General features: G+C 56.3%; 19 protein-coding genes and 1 pseudogene. 14 read left to right on the forward strand and 6 right to left on the reverse strand.

The annotated features are described in order from the left end of the window. Positions 1-4: 4 nt before the first annotated feature. Positions 5-217, reverse strand: coding sequence for an AbrB/MazE/SpoVT family DNA-binding domain-containing protein (locus ADH66_RS12225; RefSeq protein ID WP_066540296.1), 213 nt, complete (start codon positions 215-217; stop codon positions 5-7). A 164-nt stretch (positions 218-381) separates the two neighbouring features. On the opposite strand from ADH66_RS12225, the gene ADH66_RS12230 reads away from it, so the two are divergent. The 4 genes from ADH66_RS12230 to ADH66_RS12245 all read left to right on the forward strand — a co-directional run bounded on the left by ADH66_RS12230 (position 382) and on the right by ADH66_RS12245 (position 5,879). After that, positions 382-1,941: a cellulase family glycosylhydrolase gene (locus ADH66_RS12230; RefSeq protein WP_066540294.1), complete on the forward strand. Its 1,560-nt coding sequence runs from the start codon at positions 382-384 to the stop codon at positions 1,939-1,941. 14 nt (positions 1,942-1,955) lie between these two features. Then, positions 1,956-3,215, forward strand: a complete 1,260-nt coding sequence (locus tag ADH66_RS12235) for an aminopeptidase P N-terminal domain-containing protein (RefSeq protein ID WP_066540285.1) — start codon at positions 1,956-1,958, stop codon at positions 3,213-3,215. A gap of 22 nt (positions 3,216-3,237) precedes the next feature. After that, positions 3,238-4,317: an ethanolamine utilization protein EutH gene (locus tag ADH66_RS12240; RefSeq protein WP_066540284.1), complete on the forward strand. Its 1,080-nt coding sequence runs from the start codon at positions 3,238-3,240 to the stop codon at positions 4,315-4,317. A gap of 269 nt (positions 4,318-4,586) precedes the next feature. Beyond that, positions 4,587-5,879 (forward strand): MFS transporter, encoded by a 1,293-nt coding sequence (locus ADH66_RS12245; protein ID WP_066540282.1) that lies wholly within the window; start codon positions 4,587-4,589, stop codon positions 5,877-5,879. A 17-nt stretch (positions 5,880-5,896) separates the two neighbouring features. Here ADH66_RS12245 and ADH66_RS12250 read toward each other — a convergent pair whose 3' ends face one another. After that, a complete protein-coding gene (locus ADH66_RS12250; protein ID WP_066540279.1) occupies positions 5,897-7,876 on the reverse strand; it encodes a DUF2142 domain-containing protein in 1,980 nt (659 codons plus the stop codon). A 132-nt stretch (positions 7,877-8,008) separates the two neighbouring features. Between ADH66_RS12250 and ADH66_RS12255 the strand changes: the two genes are divergently transcribed. Continuing rightward, positions 8,009-9,556 (forward strand): LTA synthase family protein, encoded by a 1,548-nt coding sequence (locus ADH66_RS12255; protein WP_066540273.1) that lies wholly within the window; start codon positions 8,009-8,011, stop codon positions 9,554-9,556. A gap of 107 nt (positions 9,557-9,663) precedes the next feature. On the opposite strand, the gene ADH66_RS12260 is transcribed toward ADH66_RS12255, so the two are convergent. Continuing rightward, positions 9,664-10,344, reverse strand: coding sequence for an ABC transporter ATP-binding protein (locus ADH66_RS12260; RefSeq protein WP_066540271.1), 681 nt, complete (start codon positions 10,342-10,344; stop codon positions 9,664-9,666). A 301-nt stretch (positions 10,345-10,645) separates the two neighbouring features. Here ADH66_RS12260 and deoD point away from each other — a divergent pair, with 301 nt between their 5' ends. Both deoD and ADH66_RS12270 read left to right on the forward strand, forming a co-directional pair. Beyond that, positions 10,646-11,359, forward strand: a complete 714-nt coding sequence (gene deoD, locus ADH66_RS12265) for a purine-nucleoside phosphorylase (protein ID WP_066540266.1) — start codon at positions 10,646-10,648, stop codon at positions 11,357-11,359. Then, the gene (locus ADH66_RS12270; protein WP_066540263.1) at positions 11,359-12,546 is read left to right on the forward strand and encodes a phosphopentomutase; all 1,188 of its coding nucleotides are present in this window, start codon (positions 11,359-11,361) and stop codon (positions 12,544-12,546) included. Before deoD ends, ADH66_RS12270 begins: the two co-directional genes overlap by 1 nt. Positions 12,547-12,589: 43 nt before the next feature. Here ADH66_RS12270 and melA read toward each other — a convergent pair whose 3' ends face one another. Next, positions 12,590-13,912: an alpha-glucosidase/alpha-galactosidase gene (melA, locus tag ADH66_RS12275; RefSeq protein WP_066540260.1), complete on the reverse strand. Its 1,323-nt coding sequence runs from the start codon at positions 13,910-13,912 to the stop codon at positions 12,590-12,592. A 147-nt stretch (positions 13,913-14,059) separates the two neighbouring features. On the opposite strand from melA, the gene ADH66_RS12280 reads away from it, so the two are divergent. Together ADH66_RS12280 and ADH66_RS12285 are read left to right on the forward strand one after the other, a co-directional pair. Continuing rightward, the gene (locus ADH66_RS12280; RefSeq protein WP_066540257.1) at positions 14,060-14,776 is read left to right on the forward strand and encodes a LytR/AlgR family response regulator transcription factor; all 717 of its coding nucleotides are present in this window, start codon (positions 14,060-14,062) and stop codon (positions 14,774-14,776) included. 4 nt (positions 14,777-14,780) lie between these two features. Beyond that, entirely contained in the window at positions 14,781-15,524 is a 744-nt protein-coding gene (locus tag ADH66_RS12285) for a sensor histidine kinase (protein WP_236757033.1), read from the forward strand. A gap of 79 nt (positions 15,525-15,603) precedes the next feature. Here ADH66_RS12285 and ADH66_RS12290 read toward each other — a convergent pair whose 3' ends face one another. Together ADH66_RS12290 and ADH66_RS12295 are read right to left on the reverse strand one after the other, a co-directional pair. After that, positions 15,604-16,455, reverse strand: a complete 852-nt coding sequence (locus tag ADH66_RS12290) for a hypothetical protein (RefSeq protein WP_207652989.1) — start codon at positions 16,453-16,455, stop codon at positions 15,604-15,606. Further along, positions 16,448-17,113 (reverse strand): matrixin family metalloprotease, encoded by a 666-nt coding sequence (locus tag ADH66_RS12295; protein WP_066540251.1) that lies wholly within the window; start codon positions 17,111-17,113, stop codon positions 16,448-16,450. The genes ADH66_RS12290 and ADH66_RS12295 overlap by 8 nt, the downstream gene beginning before the upstream one ends. Positions 17,114-17,499: 386 nt before the next feature. Here ADH66_RS12295 and ADH66_RS12300 point away from each other — a divergent pair, with 386 nt between their 5' ends. The 5 genes and pseudogenes from ADH66_RS12300 (at position 17,500) to ftsX (ending at position 24,555) form a co-directional block, all read left to right on the forward strand. Beyond that, on the forward strand, positions 17,500-19,320 hold the full coding sequence (locus ADH66_RS12300) for an ABC transporter ATP-binding protein (protein WP_207652990.1): 1,821 nt from the start codon (positions 17,500-17,502) through the stop codon (positions 19,318-19,320). Then, on the forward strand, positions 19,295-21,190 hold the full coding sequence (locus ADH66_RS12305; RefSeq protein ID WP_066540246.1) for an ABC transporter ATP-binding protein: 1,896 nt from the start codon (positions 19,295-19,297) through the stop codon (positions 21,188-21,190). Before ADH66_RS12300 ends, ADH66_RS12305 begins: the two co-directional genes overlap by 26 nt. Before the next feature lie 316 nt (positions 21,191-21,506). Then, a complete protein-coding gene (locus ADH66_RS12310; protein ID WP_066540244.1) occupies positions 21,507-22,595 on the forward strand; it encodes a helix-turn-helix domain-containing protein in 1,089 nt (362 codons plus the stop codon). 44 nt (positions 22,596-22,639) lie between these two features. Next, positions 22,640-23,293, forward strand: a pseudogene (gene ftsE, locus ADH66_RS12315) (cell division ATP-binding protein FtsE); the annotation flags it as partial. A gap of 347 nt (positions 23,294-23,640) precedes the next feature. After that, positions 23,641-24,555 carry a permease-like cell division protein FtsX gene (gene ftsX, locus ADH66_RS12320; RefSeq protein ID WP_066540242.1) on the forward strand — a complete coding sequence of 305 codons (915 nt, stop codon included), beginning with the start codon at positions 23,641-23,643 and terminating at the stop codon, positions 24,553-24,555. The last annotated feature ends 104 nt before the right edge of the window (positions 24,556-24,659 follow it).

The following is a 24,659-nucleotide window of genomic DNA, read 5'->3' on the forward strand; positions in this document are numbered from 1 at the left end:
CCCCTCACTTATCCTGCTCCGTCTCGAACACGGCGGAGATGAATTTTGTTATCTCGCTCTTGGGCGGTATGGCAAGGCCGCGCTCCTCGTCCCCAAGAAGTATCAGGTTGTCTCCGGGCTTTATGCCAAAGACCTCCCGGGCCTGCTTGGGTATCACTATCTGCCCCTTCTCCCCCACCGTCACCGTCCAGGCGTATTTGCCTTTGGGTCTGCTCATAAATATTGCCTCCTATCCTATAAGTATGATTTGTATAACTAATCATACCATGCCCACACGCAAAAATCAAGAGGATTTACAAAAAATACGTTTCCATCTTAATTGACAACAGTACCAGGCAGTGGTATCATATGGAATAGACCAATCGAAGGAGAATCCCCGCCATGACTAATCGCATAACCAAAATGCTCGCAGCCATCATATCACTGACGCTGGTAATATTGGCCGTCATGCCCGCAGGGGCCGCCCCTGCCCGCTTTACCGACGTGAAGCCGGGCAGCTGGTACGCCGCCAATGTAGAGGAGCTGGCCGGCAAGGGCCTTATCAGCGGCTTCGGCGACGGCACCTTCCGACCGACGAATACCATCACCGCCGCGGAGTTTGTCTCCATCGTGGCGCGTTGCGCGGGCTTCACCGGCGGCTCCGCCGCCTCCGGCCACTGGGCCGCGCCCTTTATGGCAGAGGGCCTTTCAAAGAACTGGTACGACTGGGACGAAATCCCCCCCACCGGCGAGAAGTTCAATAAGCCTATAGAGAGACAGTTGGCGGTCAAGATACTCATGCGCGCCCTTCTCCCGGACAAGCGCGGGGATTACAACACGGAATCCGCCAAGATAGCCGACTTCAAGGAGCTTGACGGCCGCTATTATGAGAGTGTGCTGGCCGCCTACTCCTGCGGTGTGCTGGCCGGGGACGGCAGCGGCCGCTTCAACCCGAAATCCGGCATGACCCGCGCCGAGGCCTGCGCCATCGTAATCCGTGCCTTGGCGCAGACAGAGGGCCAGCCCGTCATCCCAACCCCCGAGGTTCCTGACAAAGTTGAGACCATCTCCGGCGGGGTCAGTGAGAACGGCTGGTTACAGGTAAAAGGCACACAGCTCTGCAACGAGGAGGGAAAGCCGGTGGCTCTGCACGGCATGAGCAGCCACGGCCTGCACTGGTTCGGACAGTATGCCAATGAGCAGTCCATCAAGAATACGGCAAAGTTCGGCGCAAATCTCTTTAGAGTGGCCATGTACACCGGGGAAAACGGCTACCTCAGCCAGCCGGAGAAAATAAAGGAACAGGCTGTCGCCGCCATAGACGCGGCCATAAAGCAGGATATGTACGTGATAATCGACTGGCACATCCTCTCCGACGGCAATCCTATGGACCATATAAAGGAATCCAAGGCCTTCTTTACAGAAATTGCAAAGCGCTATAAAGACGAGCCCGCGGTCATCTACGAGATATGCAACGAGCCCAACGGCGGCGCTGACTGGAAGCGGGATATCAAGCCCTATGCCCAGGAGCTGGTAAAGACCATACGCGGGCAGTCGGAAAAGGGCGTCATACTTATCGGCAGCAGCACCTGGAGCCAGGACGTGCACCTGGCGGCGGCCGACCCGGTGGACGGTGAGAACCTGATGTATACCCTGCACTTCTACGCCGGCACCCACGGCCAGTGGCTCCGGGACCGGGCGGACGCGGCCTTAAAGGCCGGACTTCCCCTGTTCGTCAGCGAATGGGGCACAAGCTCCGCCGACGGCAGCGGAGGGGTGTTCCCGGAGGAGTCCAAAAAATGGCTGGACTTCCTGGATAAAAAGAGCATAAGCTGGGCCAACTGGTCCCTCTGCGACAAGAGCGAGACCTCTGCGGCCTTAAAGCCCGGGACCAGCCCCAACAAGTCTTGGACCAGGAACGACCTGAGCGAATCAGGCAAATTTGTGTTTGATAACTTTTAATTGGAGGTTCTACTATGACAAAGGAATACTATCGCGGCAATCGGGAGCGGCTCTATGCCGGAATGAAGGACGGCTCGATACTTGTGCTGTTCTCCGGCTCGCCGGTGCGCAAGACCAACGACGAGTTCTACCCCTTTTATACCAACCGAAACTTCCTGTACCTTACCGGCCTTGACCAGCAGGAGCTGGCCCTTATCGCCTGTAAGGACCAGGGCGGCGCGGTTATAGAAAAGGCCTACATACTCCCCCCGGACCTGATGGCCGAGCGCTGGACCGGCGAGAGGATAAAGCCCCAGGAGGCCGCCGACGTCTCCGGCATAGAGGACATAGCCTTTGTGAGCAGCTTTGAAGCGGACCTGCACAGGCTCTGCACCTGCGGCAGGTATGAGCGAATATACCTGGACCTTTTCAGGGTTTCCACCGCAGACCGGGACGAGCCCGCCCACATGCTTTTAAGACGTATGGGGAGCGACTATCCCTTCATAAGCGTGGAGAACGCCAATATCCTCATACGCCGCCTGCGCACCATCAAGCAGCCCTGTGAGCTGGAGGCCATGAGAAGGGCCGAGGAGATAACCTGCGCCGGGATAACCTCCATGATGAAGGCCTCAAAGCCCGGTATGTACGAGTACCAGTACAAGGCCGTGTTCGACTATGCCCTGGGGCAGTACGGCCCACAGGGCCCCGGGTTCCCGTCCATCATATCTGCTGGCAAAAACAACTTCTGCATACACTACTATTCCTATAAGGGACAGGCCCTGGACGGGGACATGGTCCTCAACGACGTGGGCGCGTGGCATGACCATATGATGACTGACGTGTCAAGGGGCTGGCCCTGTAACGGCAGGTTTAACGAGCGCCAGAAGCTTCTCTATAATATGGCCCTTGACACCTCAAACCATATGTTTAGCATAATAAAGCCAGGCATGAAAATGGCCGACGTGGACGGCGAATCCCACCGCTACTGCGCGGAGCTTATGAAGGACGCGGGGCTCCTGGACGACGTGAAGAATATTGGAAAATATATGTGGCACGGCGGGGCCCACCATGTGGGCTATGACGTGCACGACGTGGTGGAAACCCTAGAGGTCATCGCGCCCAACATGGTCTTCTGCGTGGATATCGGCATTTACCACGAGGAGTTCGGCATAGGCTTCCGGCTTGAGGACAACTGCCTGGTTACGGAAACCGGCTGTGAAAATCTGTCGGCCATGACCCCCAGGACTATTGAAGCCCTCGAAGACATGATGAGGAAAGACTTTACAGCCTTCTGATACTGAGCGGGGAGGTTGAGGGATGAATGAGGTTCTTATGATAGTAATGGCCGCCGGGGCTGTATTGGGCGGCGTCGACCGGCTGCGGGGCAATAAGTGGGGCTTCGGGGACAAGTTCGAGACCGGCTTCATGCTGCTGGGCTCCATGGGCCTCAGCATGGCGGGAATGATCTGTCTGGCCCCGGTGCTGGCCCAGTGGCTGGGCGGGGCCATAGTGCCCCTCTATAGGCTCATCGGTGTGGACCCGGCCATGTTCGGCGGGCTGCTCTGTATGGATATGGGCGGCTACCAGCTCTCAAAGGAGCTGGCCGCCGACCCGCAGATAGGCAGCTACGCCGGCCTTGTGGTGGCGGCCATCTTCGGCTGCACCATCGTGTTTACCATCCCGGTGGGCATGGGTATGATACCAAAGAACGACCGGGGCTTCTTCGCCCGTGGCGTGATGCTGGGCCTTGCGGCAATGCCCGCGGGGCTGGTGGTCGGGGGGCTTATGGCCGGTCTGCCGCTGCTGGTGATACTCCACCAGAATATACCCGTCTTCGCCCTGGCCCTGTTATTGCTCATTGGCTTGCAGCTTTCCCCGGGCAGGATGGTAAAGGGTTTCTGTATCCTGGCCGAGTCCCTCCGCTGGATAGTCACTATCGGCCTGGTGCTGGCGGCGGTGGAGAGCATGACCGGCTTCGGGCTTCTCCCCGGCATGGCCCCCATCAGCGAGGCCATGGCCGTGGTGACCTCTATCGGCGTGGTGCTCCTTGGCAGTCTGCCCATGGCGGAGCTCCTTCGGCGGCTGCTGGTGCGGCCCTTCGCGTGGCTGGGGGAAAGGCTGGACATGAGGCCCCAGTCCCTTACTGGTATGCTGGTGGGTCTGGTGAGCCCTCTGCCCACTCTGTCCATGTACAGGGACATGGACGACCGGGGCAAGGTGGTGGCGGGGGCCTTCCTTGTCAGCGGCACAAGTATGCTGGCGGCACATATGGGCTTCGTCCTCAGCACCGAGCCCCAGCTTCTGGGCGCGATGATAGCCGGAAAGCTCACCGGGGCCGTAGCCGCCGTGCTGCTGGCGCTGTGCGTGCAGAGGGGCTCTAAAGGGGCTGAAAAGTAGAGTTTCCACTTCAGCCTGCTTTTGCCGGGCCGCTTTTTGTGTTGACTTTTCCCTCTCCTATGGGCTATAATATTTTGAAAGCGAGGTGACAGCTATATGAGGAACTATTCCTATACAGAACTCTGCATTTGCGGCGCTCCATGCAAGGTTTGAGGACGCCGGCCGCGCCCTTTGGGGCGCGCTTGGCCCTGCGTGGAGCATTTAGGTAATATAGTCCTCAGACTTTGCAAATTTGAAACCGCATAAAAATTCAAAGGAGCAAAGTCAAAATGAATAAGCTTAATATAAAATCACTGCGTCCCTACCTGCTGCTGTGGAGCACCCAGTCCCTGTCCGCTCTGGGCAGTTCCATGACCGGCTACGCTCTGGTGCTGTGGCTCTATAGGGAGAGCGGCTCCGCCTTGGAGACCGCCCTGTTGTCCGTGTGCTCATACGCGCCCTATGTGCTCATGAGCATCTTCGCCGGGGCCCTCAGCGACCTCTGGGACAAGAAGCGCACCATGCTCATCTGCGACCTGCTGGCGGCGGTGAGCACCGTTGGGGTGCTGTTCCTGCTGAAGACCGGGCAGCTCGCGCCCTGGCATATGTACCTTTTAAACGCCGTCAGCGGCCTGATGAACACCGTGCAGCAGCCCGCCAGCGAGGTGGCCGCCACGCTGCTGGTGCCAAAGGAACACTACCAGCGGACCAGCGGGCTAAGGTCCCTTTCGGGCTCTCTGAACACCCTGCTGCACCCTGTGCTGGCCTCGGCGCTGTTCGCCTTTTCCGGCATGGGCCTGGTGATAGCCGTGGACCTTGCCACCTTCTCCCTGGCCTTCCTGACGCTGCTGTTCTTTATCCGCATACCCAAGGCCCCCGAGAGCGAACGCCCCCGGGAGAGCCTGCTGGCCTCGGCCGGGGAGGGGCTCAGATGGCTGCGGGGGGACCCGCTTATAATGTACCTTATCTTCTTCCTGGCCTGCATAAACCTGGTGGCCTCGGCCTACAACGCAGCCCTTCCGGCCCTGCTGCTCAGCCGCGAAAACGGCGGTGAGACCGTGTTTGGGCTGGTGAACGCCACCGTCGGGGCCGCGTCACTAATAGGCAGCGCGGCGGCGTCCCTGCTGCCCGCCTCAAAGGACCGGGTGCGCGCCATATGCCTGTGCCTGTTCCTGGCTATGAGCACGGAGAACTTCCTGCTGGCCTTTGGCCGCACGCCGGCCCTCTGGTGCCTGGGGGCGGTGCTGGGCTGGCTGCCCATACCGCTGATGAACGCCCATATGGACGTGATATTCCGCACCCGCATCCCCGCCGGTATGCAGGGCAGGGTGTTCTCCTGCCGCAACACCCTGCAATTCTTCACTATCCCGGTGGGCTACCTATTGGGGGGCGTACTGGTGGACCAGGTATTCGAGCCTCTTATGTCCGCCCAGGCGGGCGGGCTGCTGGTGTCCCTGTTCGGCTCCGGCAAGGGCAGCGGGGCGGCGCTGCTGTTCTTTGTGCTGGGGCTCTCGGGGGTGGCGGTATGCCTTGTGTTCTACCGCCTGCTGAGAAGGTTTAGAGGGGCTCTTCCCCGGGCCTAGACGCGCCGCTTTCAGCCCTAGAATTCCGGGCCACTGTAGCACCGAAGTATCAGCCACATCTTCATACAGCTCAAAAGCACCGCCGGGCAGAGCATGGCGTAAAGGTACCTTCCCCTGTGGAGGGTACTTTTTATTTTGGGCAGGCGCAGAAGGTACAGGGCCGGGAACAGCGCCGGCAGCAGCCAGCGCCCCTGGAACCCGGAGACAGCCCCCTCCCCCACCGGGCTGAGCCTGAGGTATGTCCACACCGCAAGCCCTCCCACAGCGGCGCAAAGGCAGACGGCCACGCCCGCTTTACCCGCCAGTGAGCCTGTATCCAAAAGGGGCTCGTCCTCCGGCTCGGTAAGGGCTGTAATGCCCAGCGCCGCCAGTACCAGCGCGGAGCCCGGCACGTTTATGGCATATGCCGAAAAATTCCCCAGCTCCATAAGGAAGCCCGGCCTTACGAGGTCCCGCAGGGCAAACTTGACCATAGTCTTTATAAACGACAGCGGGCTTGACATTATATACGCCAGCTGGTCCTCCGCCGTCAGGCCCAAACCGCTCTCCAGCACAGCCGAGGGGGCCGTGAACACCGCCAGCACCATAAGGAGCATAAGCCCCGCCCTGGCGGCCCAAACCGCCCGCCCCCTCCTTTCGCCCAGCCGGAAAAGAGCCACGGCAGAGAGCATTGCCGCCGCCATCATAATGCCTCCCGGGCTGAAGGTGGCTGCCTGGAACACCGCCGAGGGCACAAGGCCCGCCACGCAGAGCAGTATCTTTCCCCTTCCCGCAAGCTTTATGGCGGAGCATACTATCAGGGTATATGCCAGCAGGTTCACAAAGCGCCCAAAGGCATAGTTCCAGGCAAAGCCCATACCCAAGAACCGCCCCAGCCACAGGCCAAGGGCTCCCGGCAGATAGGCCGGAAAGGGGAAGCTCAGCAGGCTTTCCTCAGCTATCTGGCGCGCGCCGCTTGTATAATGCGCCTCCACAAGCTCTCCGAACTCCCGGTTCATCTCAAGGTTCGCATATCCGGGAAAGTCTATAAGGCCTATCATGTATGCGTCCGTCCTGGTAATATAGGCCCTGCCGCCATACGACGTAAAGAGGGCGTGCCTGTAGTGTATGCCGCCGTCCCCGGGAATATTGGCTATAAGTGGGGCCGCCGTTATGAATATCAGCCCAAGCCCCAGGCACAGCAGCGCGAATACCCTTTGCGGCCGCTGGGCCGCCTGTCCCCGCAGCAGCCAAAGGCCGCAGCAAACGGCTCCTGCCAGCAAAAAGAAGCATACATGATTCCATAGATAGGGTATCCCCCGAAGGTGGCACACCGGCCATGCCAGCAGCGCAAGGGCTGTGCCCGTTCCTAAAGCCTTCACCGCGCCCAGGCAGAAGGGTCCCCTTGTCCCCCAAAGGGCGGCAAGCCGGGGTAAAAGCTTCGGCCAAAAATAGAGGAGCGCCTGTGCCGCCGCCAGCAGGAGAACAAAAAATATCACCAGGTCCTGGATTCGGAAGGACGGCATAATATGGGACTGGTTTTTTAACGGACTTTCCGAGACGAGCACCTCAGACAGCACATAATCCGCCGGAACCTCCAGCCGCAGGAACCCATACTCCTTCAGCGGGAACGAAAACATATACTCCGTCTTGCAGGCGGAGGCCCTGCTCTTCTCATACCGCTCCGGGAGTATGTGCCCGGAGTCATCAGGGTAATAGAGCACTATCTCTATGCCCGGGGGCGGCTCGGCCCCAAAGCGCACCAACAGCGACTGCATACTGCCTGAGAGCCCGCCGAATTTTATATACGGTTCTTCACCCGTCCTGATTACAGCGTCACCTTTGAGCTGGCAGTCATGTAACTGCCAGCTGCGGGAGGGTACTGCCCTCCCGTCCTCCGGGAAGCTCTGCAGTGTCAGCTCCGGGGTGCGGGCCCAGTTTATCAGCCAAGCCGACAGGGCCAAAGCAAGAACTATGCCAAGAAGCGTCCCCTGCCTGCGCCAATTCACTCTCTCCATTTTCCCATCGCCCCTCCTCCACGATTATGCTCACGGCATATTATACCATTTTTATCAGTTGACCGCAAGTGCAAGTTGTGGTATACTTTATAAGTTGAAATTCAATTTTGCAAGTGGAACGGTGAAGGGAAAATGGACCGTTTTGAGATAGTCAAAAAGCCCGTCAGCGGCGATAAGGAGCGCACCTGGCCCGGGACCCTGCGGCTTGTGCTTGCAAGCCTGCTGTTCATTTTTTCGCTTATCCTGCACGCGGCCGTCTACTGGATGCACACGACCCTGCGTATACAGTTCGGCGAGCTGCTATATACCCTGACCACGCCCTTAAAAGGCTCGAACACCGACATGGTGATACAGTGCGTCCACTCCAGCGGCACGCAGATCACCATAATCTTGCTGTATTTGTTCCTGTTGACCGCCGTAATTGTTTTACAGCACCGGTACAAGGTCACCTACCACTCTTTGAAACATGGCGACATGGACATAATTAAGCTGTCGCGTCGGGCGCTGATGTGCTGCGGCGTGGTGTCGCTGGCGGCAGTCGCCGTTTTTACCGAGATGAAGTTCAATATCATAGACTATGTGCGGCTGCGCATGTCCCCCTCCACCCTGTACGAGGAGCATTATGTTGACCCCACAGAGGTCAGCATCACCGGCGAAGGCAAAAACCTTATATATATCTACCTTGAGAGCATGGAGACGGCCTATGCCGACCGGAAGTCCGGCGGCGCCCAGGCGGAGATAAACTATATCCCCGGCCTCACCCGGCTGGCCGAGGACAACCTCTCCTTCTCCAGTTCGGAAAAGCTGGGCGGCTTTCACGCCATAAACGGCACCACCTGGACCATGGGGGCGCTTCTGGCCACCTCCTCCGGCGTGCCGTACTCCTTCCCCACCGAGCGCAACTCCATGAACAAATGGGACGAGTTTGCAAGCGGGCTCACCACCCTTGGTGACCTGCTGGAGGAAAAGGGCTATCAAAACGAGTTCCTGTGCGGCTCCAACTCCGACTTCGGCGGGCGCAGAAGCTATTATAAGCAGCACGGCAGCTATGAAATATTCGATCTCTATACCGCCCGGGACCGGGAATATATCCCCCACAACTACTACGAATGGTGGGGCTATGAGGATATGTACCTTTATGAGATAGCAAAGGACGAGCTTACCCGGCTTGCCGCGGAGGAGAAGCCCTTTAATTTCACCATGCTCACCGTGGACACCCACTATCCCAACGGCTACCTCTGCAGTCTTTGCACCGACGAATATGATACCACCACCGGCAACGTGGTAGCCTGCGCCGACCGGCAGATAATGGAGTTTATCGATTGGTGCACTAAACAGGATTTTTACGAGGACAGCGTCATACTCCTCACCGGCGACCACCCCCGCATGGACATACGTCTGGTAGCGGAGGTAACCGAGTATTACGACCGCACAGTTTACAACTGCTTTATGAACAGCGCCAAGGAGCCAAAGGGCAGCACCATGAACCGGGATTACACCGCCATGGACATATTCCCCACCACCCTCTCGGCCATGGGCTTCGAGATAGAGGGGAACCGGCTGGGGCTGGGCGTGGACCTGTTCAGCGGCGAACCCACCCTCTGCGAGGAGATGGGCTTTGAAAAGCTGGAGGAGGAGACGCAGAAGTATTCGGCCTACTATATAAAAAACTTTGCCTGAACGTTAAATATTCCCCGGAGGCCCTCCCCGGGGAATATTTGCTTTTTTATCCTAAAAGGTACGCCTTTTGATAGCTGCCCTTGCGCACAAGCATAATTCTTAGGAGGTCAGCATACCCTTTCCTCTTCGTTCAGCCGGCCGTCCTTCATATGGTATATCACGTCGGCCTGGGCGGCTATGCCCAGGTCATGGGTGACGACGATTATGCAGCGGTCCTCCTCCTTTGCCAGCCGCTTTAAGAGGTCTATCACCATCTGCCCGTTCTCAGAGTCCAGGTTGCCGGTGGGCTCGTCGGCCAGTATCACCGGGCTGTCGCTTGCAAGGGCCCGGGCTATAGCCACCCTCTGCTGCTGCCCGCCGGAGAGCATGGCGGGCAGCTTTCTGGGGTCCACCTCCTCAAGGCCCACCGCCGCCAGCAGCTCCTTTGCCCGGGCCTTGGCCTTGCCAGCCTGGGCCTTCTGTATCATCATGGGGTACATGACGTTCTCTAGAATATTAAGGCTCGGGAACAGGTTAAAGGCCTGATATATCACCGACACATTTTCCCGCCTGTGCCGCTCGCTGCCAAACTCCTTCACAGACTGGCCGTTGGCCACCACCTGCCCGTCGTTCGGGGTGCCAAGCCCCGCCAGCATGGATAGGAGCGTCGTCTTGCCGCTGCCGGACTGGCCCACTATGGCGTAGAACTTCCCCGCCTCAAAATCACAGGACACCCCGTCCAAGGCCTTCACCTGCTGGTATTTGCTCTGGTACACATAGGTCACGTTTTCCGCTTTAAGAACGCTCATTTAAGTCACGCCTTTCCGGCCCGCCGGCCTGGTTATTTTCTAAGTATATTCTATCAGTTTTCAACCCTTTGTGCAATATGACATAATCCATCAACATATACCCCACCGCTCCCCCGGCTTGTACAAAAAGGAGAAAATAAAAATTTTTTAAAATATTTTTGAAAAAGCTGCAACCAAAACGCAAAAATATGTATTCTTATAAATGTATAGGTATGCACTGCCAAAAATAAGGCAGGCTTGCTTCAAGGCAAGAAATATGGTAAAATTAACACAAATAATTTTTGGCAAAGGAGAGATAGCTATGCCCAACCTTACCCCCACCCCCCATAACGCCGCCCTGCCCGAGGATATTGCCAAGACCGTCCTTATGCCCGGGGACCCCCTGCGGGCAAAGTTCATAGCCGAGAACTTCCTTTCTGACGCGGTCTGCGTGAACACCGTGCGCAATATGCTGGCCTTCACCGGCAACTACCAGGATAAGCGTGTCACCGTCATGGGCGGCGGCATGGGTATGCCCTCTGTGGGCATCTACACCTACGAGCTCTTCAACTTCTACGGAGTGGAGAAGATAATCCGCGTGGGCTCTGCCGGCACTCTCAGCGAAAAGGCGGCCCTCCGTTCGGTGGTTATCGGCGTGGGCGCCTGCACCGACTCAAACTATGCCCACCAGTTCCAGCTTCCCGGAACCTTCGCGCCTATAGCCGACTTTGACCTGGCCCGTGCCGCCGCCGAAACCGGCGAGCGCCTGGGGATAAAGACCGTGGCCGGGAATATTCTGTCCTCGGACGTGTTTTACTCCGACGACTCTGAGAGCACCAGGAAATGGCAGAAGATGGGTGTGCTGGCCGTGGAGATGGAGGCCGCCGCCCTATACATGAACGCCGCCCGGGCGGGTAAAAAGGCCCTGTGCCTTCTGACCATCTCCGACTCTCCCACCTCCGGCGAGGCCCTCTCCGCCGAGGAGCGGCAGAACAGCTTTACAGACATGATGAAGCTGGCCCTGGAGATAGCCTGATGGGAAAGTATGAGCGCGTATTCATTGTCGTCATCGACTCCCTTGGGATAGGGTCCATGCCGGACGCTGACAGCTTCGGGGATAATGGAGCCGACACCCTGGGGCATATCGCGGAGACCGCCGGGCTCAGAATACCCAATCTCCGCCGCCTGGGGCTTGCCAACCTGCGCCCCCTCAAGGGGCTGCCTCCCTGTGAAAGCTCCTTGGGCTATCGCATGGTCTTAGAGGAGGCCAGTAACGGCAAGGACACCATGACCGGCCACTGGGAGATGATGGGCCTGCACATCACCACACCCTTCAAGACCTTCACGGATACCGGTTTCCCCCCGGAGCTTATCTCTGAGCTGGAGCGGCTTACCGGACGCAAAATAATCGGCAACAAAAGCGCCAGCGGCACGGAGATACTTGAGGAGCTGGGACAGGAGGAGGTTGAGAAGGGCCATCTCATCGTCTACACCTCTGCCGACTCCGTATTGCAGATATGCGGCAATGAGGAGACCATGGGCCTTGACGCTCTCTACCGTTACTGCGAGATGGCCCGGGAGCTCACCCTGCGGGAGGAATGGCGGGTCGGCCGGGTGATAGCGCGGCCCTATGTGGGCAGGAGGCCCGGGGAGTTTAAACGCACCTCTAACCGCCATGACTACGCCCTGAAGCCCTACGGCAAAACCTGCCTGGACGCTTTGAAGGCTGCCGGCCTTGACATGATATCCGTTGGCAAGATATTTGACATTTTTGACGGCGAGGGCCTGACCCAGTCCAACCGCTCTAAAAGCTCCGTTCACGGCATGGAGCAGACAATAGAGCTCCTGGGAGAGAACTTCACCGGCCTGTGCTTTGTGAACCTGGTGGACTTCGACGCGCTATGGGGCCACCGCCGGGACCCTTACGGCTATGCCGCAGAGCTGGAACGCTTCGACGAGAAGCTGGGTCAGGCGCTTCCTCTGCTTAAAGAGGACGACCTCTTAATGATAACCGCCGACCATGGCAATGATCCCACCTTCCGGGGCACCGACCACACCCGTGAGCGGGTGCCGCTTTTGATGTACTCCCCCGGCATGACCGGCGGCGGGCCGCTGGAGACGGAAAAGTGCTTCGCGGTCATAGGCGCTACTGTGTCCGATAACTTCAGCGTGGCAATGCCCAAAGGGACCATCGGGCACTCGTTATTGGACAAGCTGATATAACCAACTTAAAACCCCCGGCAAGCCGGGGGCTTTGCTTTTACTCTCAGTGGTACTTGGGCAGCCAATCTCCATGTGTGGCTATCAGATCGTCCACCATCTTGATAATGGTATCGATATCCAGCTCGCTGCCGGTATGGGGATCCAGCATGGCGGCCTGATAGATATGCTCCTTCTTGCGGGTAACGGCGGCCTCGAGGGTCAGCAGCTGCACGTTGATGTTGGTCATGTTCATGGCCGCACACTGCACAGGAAGACGGCCCACCCGGCAGGGATTCACGCCCCGGCCGTCCACAAGGCAGGGCACCTCCACGCACGCGTCCTGGGGCAGGTTCTCAATGAGCCCGCCGGTGTTGAGCACGTTGCCGCCGATCTTATAGGGCTCATCGGTCATGATGGACTCCATAATGTAGCTGGCGTACTCCCTGGAGCGCTTGTGGTCCAGCTGATGGCTTTCCCTAAGCTGGTCCCGTTCCTTGGCCCAGCCCTCTATCTGGTTGACGCAGCGGCGGGGGTACTCGTCCAGGGGGATGTTGTAGCGGTCAATAAGCTCGGGGTATTTCGACTTGATATAGAACATATTGTACTCGGAGTTATGCTCGCTGGACTCGGTGCAGTAGTAGCCGAACTTGTCTATGTACTCAAAGCGCACCATATCGTCGTGCTTCTCGCTGGCGTTCATCTCCTTGGCGCGGCGGCGGATCTCAGGGTACAGGTCGTTGCCGTCCTTATCTTTTATCTCTAAAAGCCAGCCCATGTGATTTATGCCCGCTATAAGCTCCTTGCGGCCCTCCAGCTTGTCCTCCAGCTTTAGCTTTTTCAGAAGCCCCTCGGAGCACACCTGCACGCTGTGGCAGAGCCCCACGGTCTTGACGTTCGTGTACCTCTGCATATAGCCCGAGAGCATGGCCATAGGGTTGGTATAGTTCAGGAACCATGCGTCGGGGCAGACCTCCTCCATATCCTTGGCGAAGTCGTCCATCACCGGGATAGTGCGCAAAGCCCGCATAATTCCGCCTATGCCCAGGGTGTCGCCGATGGTCTGGCGCAGGCCGTACTTCTTGGGCACCTCAAAGTCGATGATGGTGCAGGGGTCATAGAGCCCCACCTGTATGGCGTTCACCACGAAGGCAGCTCCTCTCAGGGCCTCCTTGCGGTTCTCAACGCCCAGGAAGGTGGTTATCCTGCTGTGGCCCCCCAGGGTCTCGTTCATGGCCCCCAGTATCTCCGCGCTCTCCTGGAGCCGCTGGCCGTCGATGTCATACAGGGCAAACTCCGCCTCACGAAGAGTCTCGCTGCACATACAGTCCCCTATGACGTTTCGGGCGAAGACGGTGCTGCCCGCGCCCATAAATGTGATTTTAAGCATAAGCTTTTTTCCTTTCTGATTTACCCTTCATTGGGTTTTATCAAGAATAGCATAGACACGCAAAAATAGCAAGGGGTCTGCGGCAGTTCTTGAAAAATAATTTTGCCTATGCTATTATATAATGACTGATAACTTAGGAGGTGCCCCATGCGCAGGATAGCCATTTGCGACGACGAGCCCGCCCAGGCGGAGCTTCTCCGGGGCCTTGTAAACGACTGGGCCCGGGACCGGCGGGAGCCCTCCGAAATACGCCTTTTCCCCAGCGGCGACGCCTTCTGGTTCTGCTGGGAGCAGGACAAGGCCTGGGACGCGCTGCTTTTAGACATACAGATGTCCGGCACCGACGGCCTGGACCTCTGCCGCCAGCTTCGGGCCGCCGGCTCCCGGCTGCCGGTGGTGTTCGTCACAGGCCTTGCGGGGCATATGGCAGAGGGCTTCGAACTGGACGCGGTGCATTACCTTGTAAAGCCCGCCAGCCGGGACAAGATATATCTCTGCCTTGACAAGGCCATACAGCGCGAAGGCCGTGAGCCCTTCATACTACTAGAGTGCGCCGACGGCCAGGCCGCCCGGGTGCTCCTGTCGGAGATAGCCCTCATAGAGTCCAGCGGCCATCGCACCCTTGTGACCCTGGCGGGCGGGGATACCCTGGAGGCCAGAGCCGGCTTTAAGGAGCTCTGCGGAAAGCTCCCACAGGGGGACTTTGTCCAGTGCCACCGCTGCTATCTGGCGGGACTCCGTCACATCTACCGGCTGGGTCGGGACAGTCTTATCCTGGACGGCGGCAAGGCCGTTCCCGTAAGCCGTAACCGCTTTTTAGAGGTCAACGCCGCCTTCGTCAATTTCTACCGCCAGGAGGGATAAAAGCTTGGAAAGCTGGGTCTTATCAATAATCATAACCTTCATACTTCTCATATTCGCCGGGTCTATAATACTCTGCCGCCGGCTCACCCTGAACGAAGCCCTCCGGCGCACCGAGCGTTTCCAGTCCGACCTATTGACCCGCCAGGTCCAGGAGGTGGAGAACCTGTATAGACAGATACGCGGTATGCGCCACGATCTTCGCAACCACGCCCAGACTATGCAGGCCTATTTGCAGCTGGGCCAGACAGGGCAGCTGGAGGATTACCTTACCGAGCTCTCCAGCTCCTTCGAACAGGTGGACGACGTGCTGCGCACCGGCAACGTCATGGCCGACGCCATACTGAACTCCAAGCTCTCCCTCTGCCGCTCCCATGACATAGCCGTCAGCGCCACGGCCCAGGTGCCCGCCTCCAATATACCCGACGTGAGCCTGTGCACCATCTTAGGAAACCTTCTGGACAACGCCCTGGAGGCCTGCCTGCGCCTTCCTGACCAAAAGGAGCGCTTTATGCGGGTCTACATCGCCCCCATGAAGGGCCAGCTTTACGTAAGCGTCACCAACTCCTCCCCGGGCAGGAGCAGGGTTGAAGGCGGCAGATATGTCTCCGCAAAGCCGGGCCGGGACCGCTTCGCCCGCCACGGCTTCGGGCTCTTTCAGATAGACCGGGCGGTGAAGCTCTGCGGGGGGTACGTGAACCGCCAGCAGGAGGAGGGGGTGTTCTCTACGGAGATCCTGCTGCCCCTTTGAGAAGGGAACAAGCGCCCCTTTTCGGGGCACTTGTTTGTGATTTCGTCTATATCTCAATAAAAAGTTTTAGCCTAATAAGTCAGTCCGAAACAACAACAGCATATTCCTCCATTTCTAAAACCATTTTGTCATATTCCTCCTGCGTAATGAACCCGGTTTCTAAATTGTACTTTATATTCTCGAGAATTTCCTCACGCATACTATATGTGTGCCCCTCCGGGATATCAGACTGATACCTCTCGACATCTGCCAAAAGCTTACGGACAGGGGCCGCATTTTCTGAGCCCTCCAAAACAGGCGCCGCAATACGTTCAGAAGCGCCCTCTATAGAATATAATCCTTGAGGTCCGCCGGTAAGATAATAGTAGTCGCCTTCGGTATTATAGCTGCCTCCACAATCGGGATGGTACAGGAAGAAAATATATTCCTTGCCAATCCCCATCTCGGGCTCGTCTTCACAGACAACATCTAAATTATTCGCAAGCCCCCCTGTCATGCGAAGGGTAACAGTGTCAAAGGAGCCGCCCTGGAAAGTCTCGTCCACTTTCACAATGTAGTCCGTAAAGTTCATAACGCTTCCATCTGCACTTTCCACTTGAATAGGTGTCTCCGCATGATCCACGACACCGCGAATAATTAGATTTGATTCCGTAACCAAGTCTTCCAATGTCTTTTTAGCTAACAACCCGGATACGTACATAGTTGGGATATCCTCTGCTGAAATATCTTCTACGATGTTATCCTGTGAACTATCTGGCTTCGCTGGATTTTCAATATTTTCTAAACCATGTACCGCACATGCAGCACCAATCCCCAAAAGCACTGTAACTAAAAGGATTGATACCGATCTAAAAATTTGACGTTTTCGATTCATAGATATCCTCCTCTCAAATTTAATCATATGGTATAACTCATCAATCTTATCAACCATAAATTTGTTGTATCAACGTCCGTTCTTCAGATGTCACCGAACGCTTCTTTTCTCCTAGGGTAGATGCGTAATACATCACTCGATTAACATAATCTATATCTTCTAAATCACGAAGGCCCATAACATGCCCCGCTTCGTGAAGGAACACAGTCCACACATCGTAAGTGTCTGACGAGGCCCCATTACTCCATTTATATCTCATATTTAAGTTAATATCTGCTTCTATCCTAATTTTACTACTTTTATTCAACCAACTAGTCGTTTGCGCCACATAAGTTTTAGAAAAATTAGCCACTCTATAAATCCTATTTATATTATCTTGTCTCGGATAAGTAGTATCTGTATGACGACTTGTAGGCGAACGATTCATACCAGAAACTCCGGTCGGAAGACAAGCATTCCACTGATATAAAGCGTTATTAAAATGGCTAATTGAAGTATCGCCAAAGTCAGCATGTGGAATAAACGTAAATAGGGATTTTCCAGAGAGTTTGTAACCATTTGTAAAATCGCTCACTGAAGCTTTATTGACAATCTCATTTTGATTTGCGCCCGCAAACGTATGGACATTACATATTGTTCCGATAAAAGCAATAACTAATAAAAAAGAAGATACCTTTCTCATAATCATGAATTTTAACTTAAATGATTTTTTCATATGCAATCCTCCGTTTTATAAAAAGGCGTATTGTTTCTTTTATGAATTTATGTCGCATATAAATTCTATTATCACCCCTTTATTTAGAACTAAAAACAATTCAAAATCGGCCTCACCTCCATATTGCAATATATCACCTCAATATATTTCTATTTTTCATTTATATAATAGCACTGATTTTTTGATTTGTCAACAAAAATATTTCTTTTTTGCGAAGTTTTTTTGGAACGCTACCCCTTTTGAGAGAAGTAAAATTACCATTCGTGCGCGGTGGGCTACCGTTCGTGCACGGTTTTACTTTTTCCCGGGGAAATATGTTACTCTTTCACCCGAAAGGAGCGAGGTCTTTTATGAAGAACAAAGACGCAAAAAAACCAAATTATTCTATGTGGAGCGACATCAGTTTCCTGCTGGGGAAGGCCTGGGAACTGATCCCCTGGTACTATCCCCTTATGGTGGTGATAGTGGTCTCACGGGCGCTTATCCCCGCCATAGCCATGGTGCTGCCCAGCCGGGTCATAGCCCTTCTGCAAGAGGGCGTAAGCTTCGAGCGCCTGGTGCTGGAGATAGGGCTGATGTCCTTGGGCATACTTCTCTGCGCGGCCATAAGCGAGGGTCTTCGGAATTACGTTGACTTCCGCTATCTCATCACGCCCCGCAGACATCTGGGCGGCGACGCGGACCTGAAGATAGCCACCACCGACTATCCCCACGGGGAGCAGCAGGATTTCCAAAACGCCATGACAAGGCGCCTGCAGGCCATGAACTCCAACGACTCGGCCTTAGAGGAGACCTTCCGCATGGTACAGCGGCTGCTTTCAAACCTTATAGGTCTCGGGGTATACGGGGCCCTCCTCTGGACCCTGAGCCCCTGGGTAATGCTGCTGGTGGCGGCGCTGACGGCTCTGGGCTTCATAGCAAGGCTCAAAGCCAACACCTGGGTCTTCAAAAGCCGTGACAAGTGGGCCCCCATCGACCGAAAGATGAACTATATCGAAGAAGAGTCCGGCAACTATAAGTTTGCAAAGGACGTGCGGCTCTTCGGCATGTCCGGGTGGCTCTGCGAGCTGTATGACAGCTGCTCAAACGCCCGGCGGGCCTGGGGCATAAAACAGGGCTGGGTGGAGTTCGCCGCCGACGCGGCAAGCTGCCTTATCACCTTTTTAAGAGAGGGCGCGGCCTATATCTGGCTGATATACGGCGCTGTCACCGGCAGCATAGACCCGGCGGCCTTTGTCCTGTACTTCGGGGCAGTGGGCAACTTCTCACAGGAGCTTCTGGGCTGCTTAAAGGAGTTCTCGGACCTGCACGAGGCTCATCTGAAGATAGCCTCCTTTCGGGAGCTTCTGGACTGGCCCGACCAGTTCCGGCATGAGGGCGGACGGCCCATTCCCAGGGACGGGGGCTGGACCCTCACTCTGGACCACGTCAGCTACCGCTACCCCGGGGCAGATAAGGACACCATACACGATATGTGCCTGACCCTGCGCTCGGGTGAAAAGGCCGCTCTGGTGGGCCTTAACGGCGCGGGCAAGTCCACCATGGTAAAGCTCCTCTGCGGGCTCTACGACCCCACAGAGGGCCGGGTACTCCTAAACGGCATACCCGTCACCGAGTTCAACCGGGAGGAATACTACGCCCTGTTCTCGGCGGTATTCCAGGAGTCGGCGGTGCGCCCCTATCCCCTGGCGAAGAACGTGGCCATGACAGACAATATGGACCGTAAAAAGGTGGAGAAATGCCTGGAGCTCGCCGGCCTCTCAGAGCGCGTATCAGAGCTTCCCAAGGGCATGGACACCAAGCTCATGAAGTACATCTGGCACGACGGCGTGGACCTCTCGGGCGGCGAGGCCCAGAAGCTGATGCTGGCCCGGGCGCTCTATAAGGACGGCCCCATAGTCATACTTGACGAGCCCACCGCCGCCTTGGACCCTATCGCCGAGTCGGAGCTCTATGAAAAGTACAGCGACCTGACCGCCGGGAAGACCTCTCTCTACATCTCCCACCGGCTCTCCAGCACCCGCTTCTGCGACCGGGTACTGTTCCTTGAGCACGGCGTGATAGCGGAGGAGGGCACCCACGAGGAGCTTCTTGAAAAGCGCGGAAAGTATTACGAGCTCTATGAGGTGCAGAGCTCCTACTACCGCAGCGGCAGCACAGACGAGGAAGGAGAGCTTATAAATGAAGCAGAGATGGAGCCGGTTTAAAGAGGAGATGGCCCTGATCCTCCGGGGCTACAGATATCTTGCAGGGGCGGGCAGCAGGCAGATGCTGATATGCTACGCGGGCGAGGCGGCGCTCTCGGCGCTGATACCCATAATCAACCTGTACTTCTCCGGGCAGCTTATAGACGAGCTGGCGGGGTCCAGGGACGTGAACCGTCTGGCCCTCTTGGCAGGGCTTGCGGCAGGCATAAATCTTGTGCTGCTGCTTATAAGGCACTTCTGCACCCGGCGCAAGGAGGGCCTTTATACCACCATGTGGAACGATATGTATATGCTCTACTCCCGAAAGCTCCTCAAAATGGACTATCAGGACGTAGAGGACGTGCGGGTCCAGGAGAAGCTGGACAAGATAAAGCAGCTGCAAAACTGGGGCGGGCGGGGGCTTGTCACCCTTTACTGGGCCGTCAGCGACATGGTGGAGGGGCTTGTGGGCGTGCTCAGCTCCATGGCGCTGGCCCTGGGGGTGTTCCTGGTCCCTGTGCCGGAGCTGCCGGGGCTTGCCGGGGTGTTCGCCTCGGGCTGGGGGACAGTTATAGTAATAGCGTTACTCCTCCTCTCCTTCGTTGTGTTCAAGCTGGCTTCGGACAAGAGCACACAGGTCTGGGACTCCCTGGCGGACGATATGACCCTTGTGAACCGCCTGTTTATGTACTACCACTGGACCCTGCCCAACGACCATAAGCAGGGCAAGGACATGAGACTCTACAACGAGGCCAGAGTCATGAAGCAGGAGATGGACGAGTATAACTCCACCTGGGGGGTCATGGAAAAGAAGCGTTCCCCCACCCTTGGCTGGATAGGCGCGGTCGAGGCAGCTTTCCCCTATCTTCTCAGCGCGTCTGTATATCTCACTGTGACGGCCAAGGCCTGGTGCGGGGCCATAGGCTTGGGCGGCGTGGTGCAGTACGTGGGCGCGGTGAGCAGGTTCGCCGGAAGCCTGCAAAAGCTTGTGAACAGGTTCACCGGGCTTTTGAGCAACAACGAGTTCCTTCGGGGCTCCTTCGAGTTCCTGGACCGGGAGAACACCAAGTACCAGGGAACCCTCCCCACGGAGAAGCGGCTGGACAACGAGTTCCTTATCGAGTTTCATGACGTGTCCTTCAAGTACCCCGGCACGGACAGCTGGGCCCTTCGGCACCTTAATTTAGAGCTGCGCATCGGCGAAAGATTGGCCGTGGTGGGCCGCAACGGCAGCGGCAAGACCACCATGATAAAGCTATTATGCCGGCTCTACGACCCCACCGAGGGCGAGATAACCCTAAACGGCATCGACATCAAAAAGTACAATTATGACGAGTATATGGCCCTGTTCTCGGTGGTCTTCCAGGACTACCACCTGTTCTCCTTCCAGCTGGGCCAGAGCGTGGCCGCAAGCGTCCAGTACGACAAGGACCGGGTGCTCCACGACCTTAAAGAGGCCGGGCTGGGCGAGCGCCTGGGGACCCTGCCCCAGGGACTTGACACCTACATCACAAAGGACTTTGACGACGCCGGCGTGGAGTTCTCCGGCGGCGAGACCCAGAAGGCCGCTATCGCCCGGGCCCTCTATAAGGACGCGCCCTTCCTGGTCCTGGACGAGCCCACAGCCGCCCTGGACCCCCTGGCCGAGTCCGAGGTCTATAGGCGCTTCGGGGAGATCGCGGGCAACAAGACCGCCGTGTGCATCTCCCACCGGCTGTCCTCCTGCCGGTTCTGCGACAGGATAGCTGTGTTCCAAAAGGGCAGGCTGGTCCAGCTGGGCAGCCACGACGGGCTGCTCAGTGAGGAGCAGGGCGCGTACCGGCGGCTCTGGGATGCCCAGGCCCGGTACTACGCCCAGGAAAAAATAGATATGGGCGGTATACTGGACTGACGGAAAGCACGGTTTATAAGGGATCGCAAAGGTAAGGTCTGACGGGCACTGGTCTGCCCGTCAGATTTTTGCCTATTGAAAACCTCTGGTTTACCAGAGGTTTTGGCTGGACTCTCCCTGATTTTGGTGGAAAACAGACTTTTATAGCTTATATGCCGCGCTCATTTTTTAAAAATGCGAAAAAAAGGTTGAAATTTTCCTTCGGTTTATGTAAAATAGAAGAAGAGTATCTGGACGCGGCTTTTGAGTTGGCTATGAAATCCAAGCCGGTTACACCAGCTCCCGCTAAAAATTGCAGCTGTGAGAGGAGAAACTTATGTCTAACAGATTGTTCCAAGGGATCATACACCAAATGAGCGAGGCCATCGACCGCACTATCGGCGTTATAGATGAGTCCTCGATCATCATTGCCTGCAGCGACTTGAGCAGGGTGGGCGATATTTTTGAGAGGGCCACCCTTGATGCCATGGCCTCCGAGGACGTCTTTGTGGCCGAGGAGTGCACCTTTAAGCCCTTTGGTCCGCGTCAGAACCCCTCATATGCCGCCTTTGTTTCCGGCGCTGACCCGGACGCCCGCAGGTATGTGCGCATTTTGGGCATCGCCATGGATAATATCAAGGCATATTACGATGAGAAATATGACCGCAGTAATTTCATTAAAAACGTCATATTGGACAATATTCTGCCAGGGGACATCTATATCAAGAGCCACGAGCTCCACTTCGAGCCCGAGGTAGCCAGGGTCTGCCTTTTGATAAAGGTCAGCGATAAGAACGAGATATCCTCCTTTGAGATCCTCCAAAACCTTTTCCCCGACAAGTCCAAGGATTTCATCATCAACATCAACGAAACGGACATCGCCCTTGTGAAGGAGATACGCCCGGAGATAACCGAAAAGGATATAGATAAGCTGGCCCGGTCCATAGTCGACACCCTGACCGGGGAGTTCTATACCCAGTGCTGCGTGGGTATCGGCACGGTAGTCAACAATATCAAGGAGCTGGCCCGGTCCTTCAAGGAGGCCCAGACGGCCCTTGAGGTGGGCAAGGTCTTTGACACCGCCCGGGATATAGTCAGCTATAACAACCTGGGCATCGCCCGGCTTATCTATCAGCTGCCCACTACCCTATGCGAGATGTTCCTAAAGGAGATATTCAAGGTGGGCTCCATCGAGACCCTGGACCATGAGACCCTCTTTACCATACAGCGCTTCTTTGAGAACAACCTGAATGTCTCGGAGACCTCCCGCAAGCTCTTTGTCCACCGCAACACCCTGGTCTACAGGCTTGAGAAGATACGCAAGCTCACGGGCCTTGACCTTCGGGAGTTCGAGGACGCCATCGTCTTTAAGGTGGCGCTGATGGTAAAGAAATACCTGGACAATAATGCCGCCAGCAAGTATTGAGCGGCAGGGATAATGGTCCTGTGAATTTGTGAGGTGTTTTTCTATTGATCGAATTTAACAATGTTTCCAAGGTATACAATAACGGCACAGAAGCTCTCCACGATATCAACTTGAAGGTCCCCAAGGGGGAGTTCGTCTTTATTGTGGGCTCCTCCGGCGCGGGCAAGAGCACGTTTTTAAAACTCATAACCTGCGAGGAGCGCCCCAGCTCCGGACAGATACTGGTGGACGGGCAGGACATCTCCCACCTGCGCAAGGGGAAAATACCCTATGTGCGCCGCAAGATGGGCATGGTGTTTCAGGATTTCCGGCTTATCGACCATATGACGGTGTACGACAACGTGGCCTTTGCCATGCGTGTGGTGGGTGCCTCCGGAAAGTCCATACGCAAGAGAGTCCCCTATATGCTCAGCCTTGTGGGCCTTCAGCACAAGTCTAAGCACTACCCCACCGAGCTTTCCGGCGGCGAGCGCCAGAGGGTGGGCCTTGCGAGGGCCCTTGTGAACAACCCGGAGATGATAATCGCCGACGAGCCCACGGGCAACATTGACCCGGCGCTGTCCTTTGAGATAGTTGACCTTCTCAATGAAATCAACCGCCGGGGCACCACGGTGCTAATGGTGACCCACGAGCACTCCCTGGTCAAGCATTTCCACAAGCGTATCATTCAGATACACAGCGGCCAGATAGTGGCGGACACCAACGATATGGCCGACAGCTATGCTCCCCCTCAGGAGTACGCCGCCCGCCAGGAGGCCCAAATGCAGGCGGACTCGGACTATGAGGAGTACGATAATGTGGAGGAGCGCTATGAGGCCCCGCCCCAGGAGGCGCCGGGCCCTCCCCTGCCCCCAGCCGGAGAGCTGGAGGTCATGAGCTATGCGGACGACTATGCGGACCAGGCCAGGGAGCGCTTCAATAATGAGCCCACGCTGCTTGAAATGCTTGAGGAGGAGGACTATGAAGATGATCCCGCTCTGGACATTGAACAGGCTGAAGACCTGCCCCCGCAGGTGGTGCGCGGCCGGGATAGGAGGTAATGGGAATGAGCTTTCATAGTATAGGATATCTGTTTAAAGAGGGCATAAAGGGCTTGTGGAAAAACCGCACTATGAGCATCGCGTCTATCTGTGTGCTTATTTCCTGCCTTTTGATGACAGGCATCGCGGGGCTGATATCCCTGAACTTGAGCTCCACCATGCATGGGATAGAGAGCAACAACACCGTAACTGTATTCCTGGAGAACGGCCTTCCCTCCCTGACCGCCGTGCAGATAGGCGAGCAGCTGCGCGCCCTGGACAACGTGAGTGAGTGTACCTTCGTGCCCAAGGAGGACGGATTGAAAAACGTTATCGGCGGCATGGACACCGAACACGACAGCGACCTTTTCGCCGCCCTGGGCGAGGACAACCCCCTGCCGGATGCCTACACCATATCCCTGTCGGACCTTAGCCGTTACGAGGAGACCCTGGCCACCATCACGGCCATAGAGGGCGTGGACAAGACCAACAATATCAGCTCGGTGGTGGAGAAGCTCAACGACCTGGACCGGCTGGTGCGCTATGTGAGCCTTGCCATACTGGTGGTGCTGGGTCTGGTTTCGCTGTTTATCATATCGAATACCCTAAAGGTGACGATATTTTCCCGGCGCATGGAGATAAACATCATGAAATCCGTGGGCGCTACCAACGGTTTCGTGCGCGTGCCGTTCATAGTGGAGGGCGTGCTGATCGGCGTGTTCTCGGGGGTCATATCGGCCACGGCGCTATATTTCGGTTACGACAAGGCTGTAGAGGTGGTGTACGGGATAGTGAAATTCCTTAATATTATCGACCTCCGCCCCTATGGACTGACCTTGTACATAGCCTATGTGCTGGTGGGGATGCTGTTCGGCGTAATGGGCGGCGTGATCTCCATACGCCGGTATCTGAAAAAAGAGGGCGAGAACGCTATCGTTTAATTACAGAAAAACCCGGAAAAAATCGAAATTACCTCTTGACAAAAGGCGCAAAATGCCTTATAATTATAAATGTCGCTTGACTGAGCATGAGTTCATAAACTACT

This window comes from Acutalibacter muris (genome assembly GCF_002201475.1).
Lineage (GTDB): Bacteria > Bacillota > Clostridia > Oscillospirales > Acutalibacteraceae > Acutalibacter > Acutalibacter muris.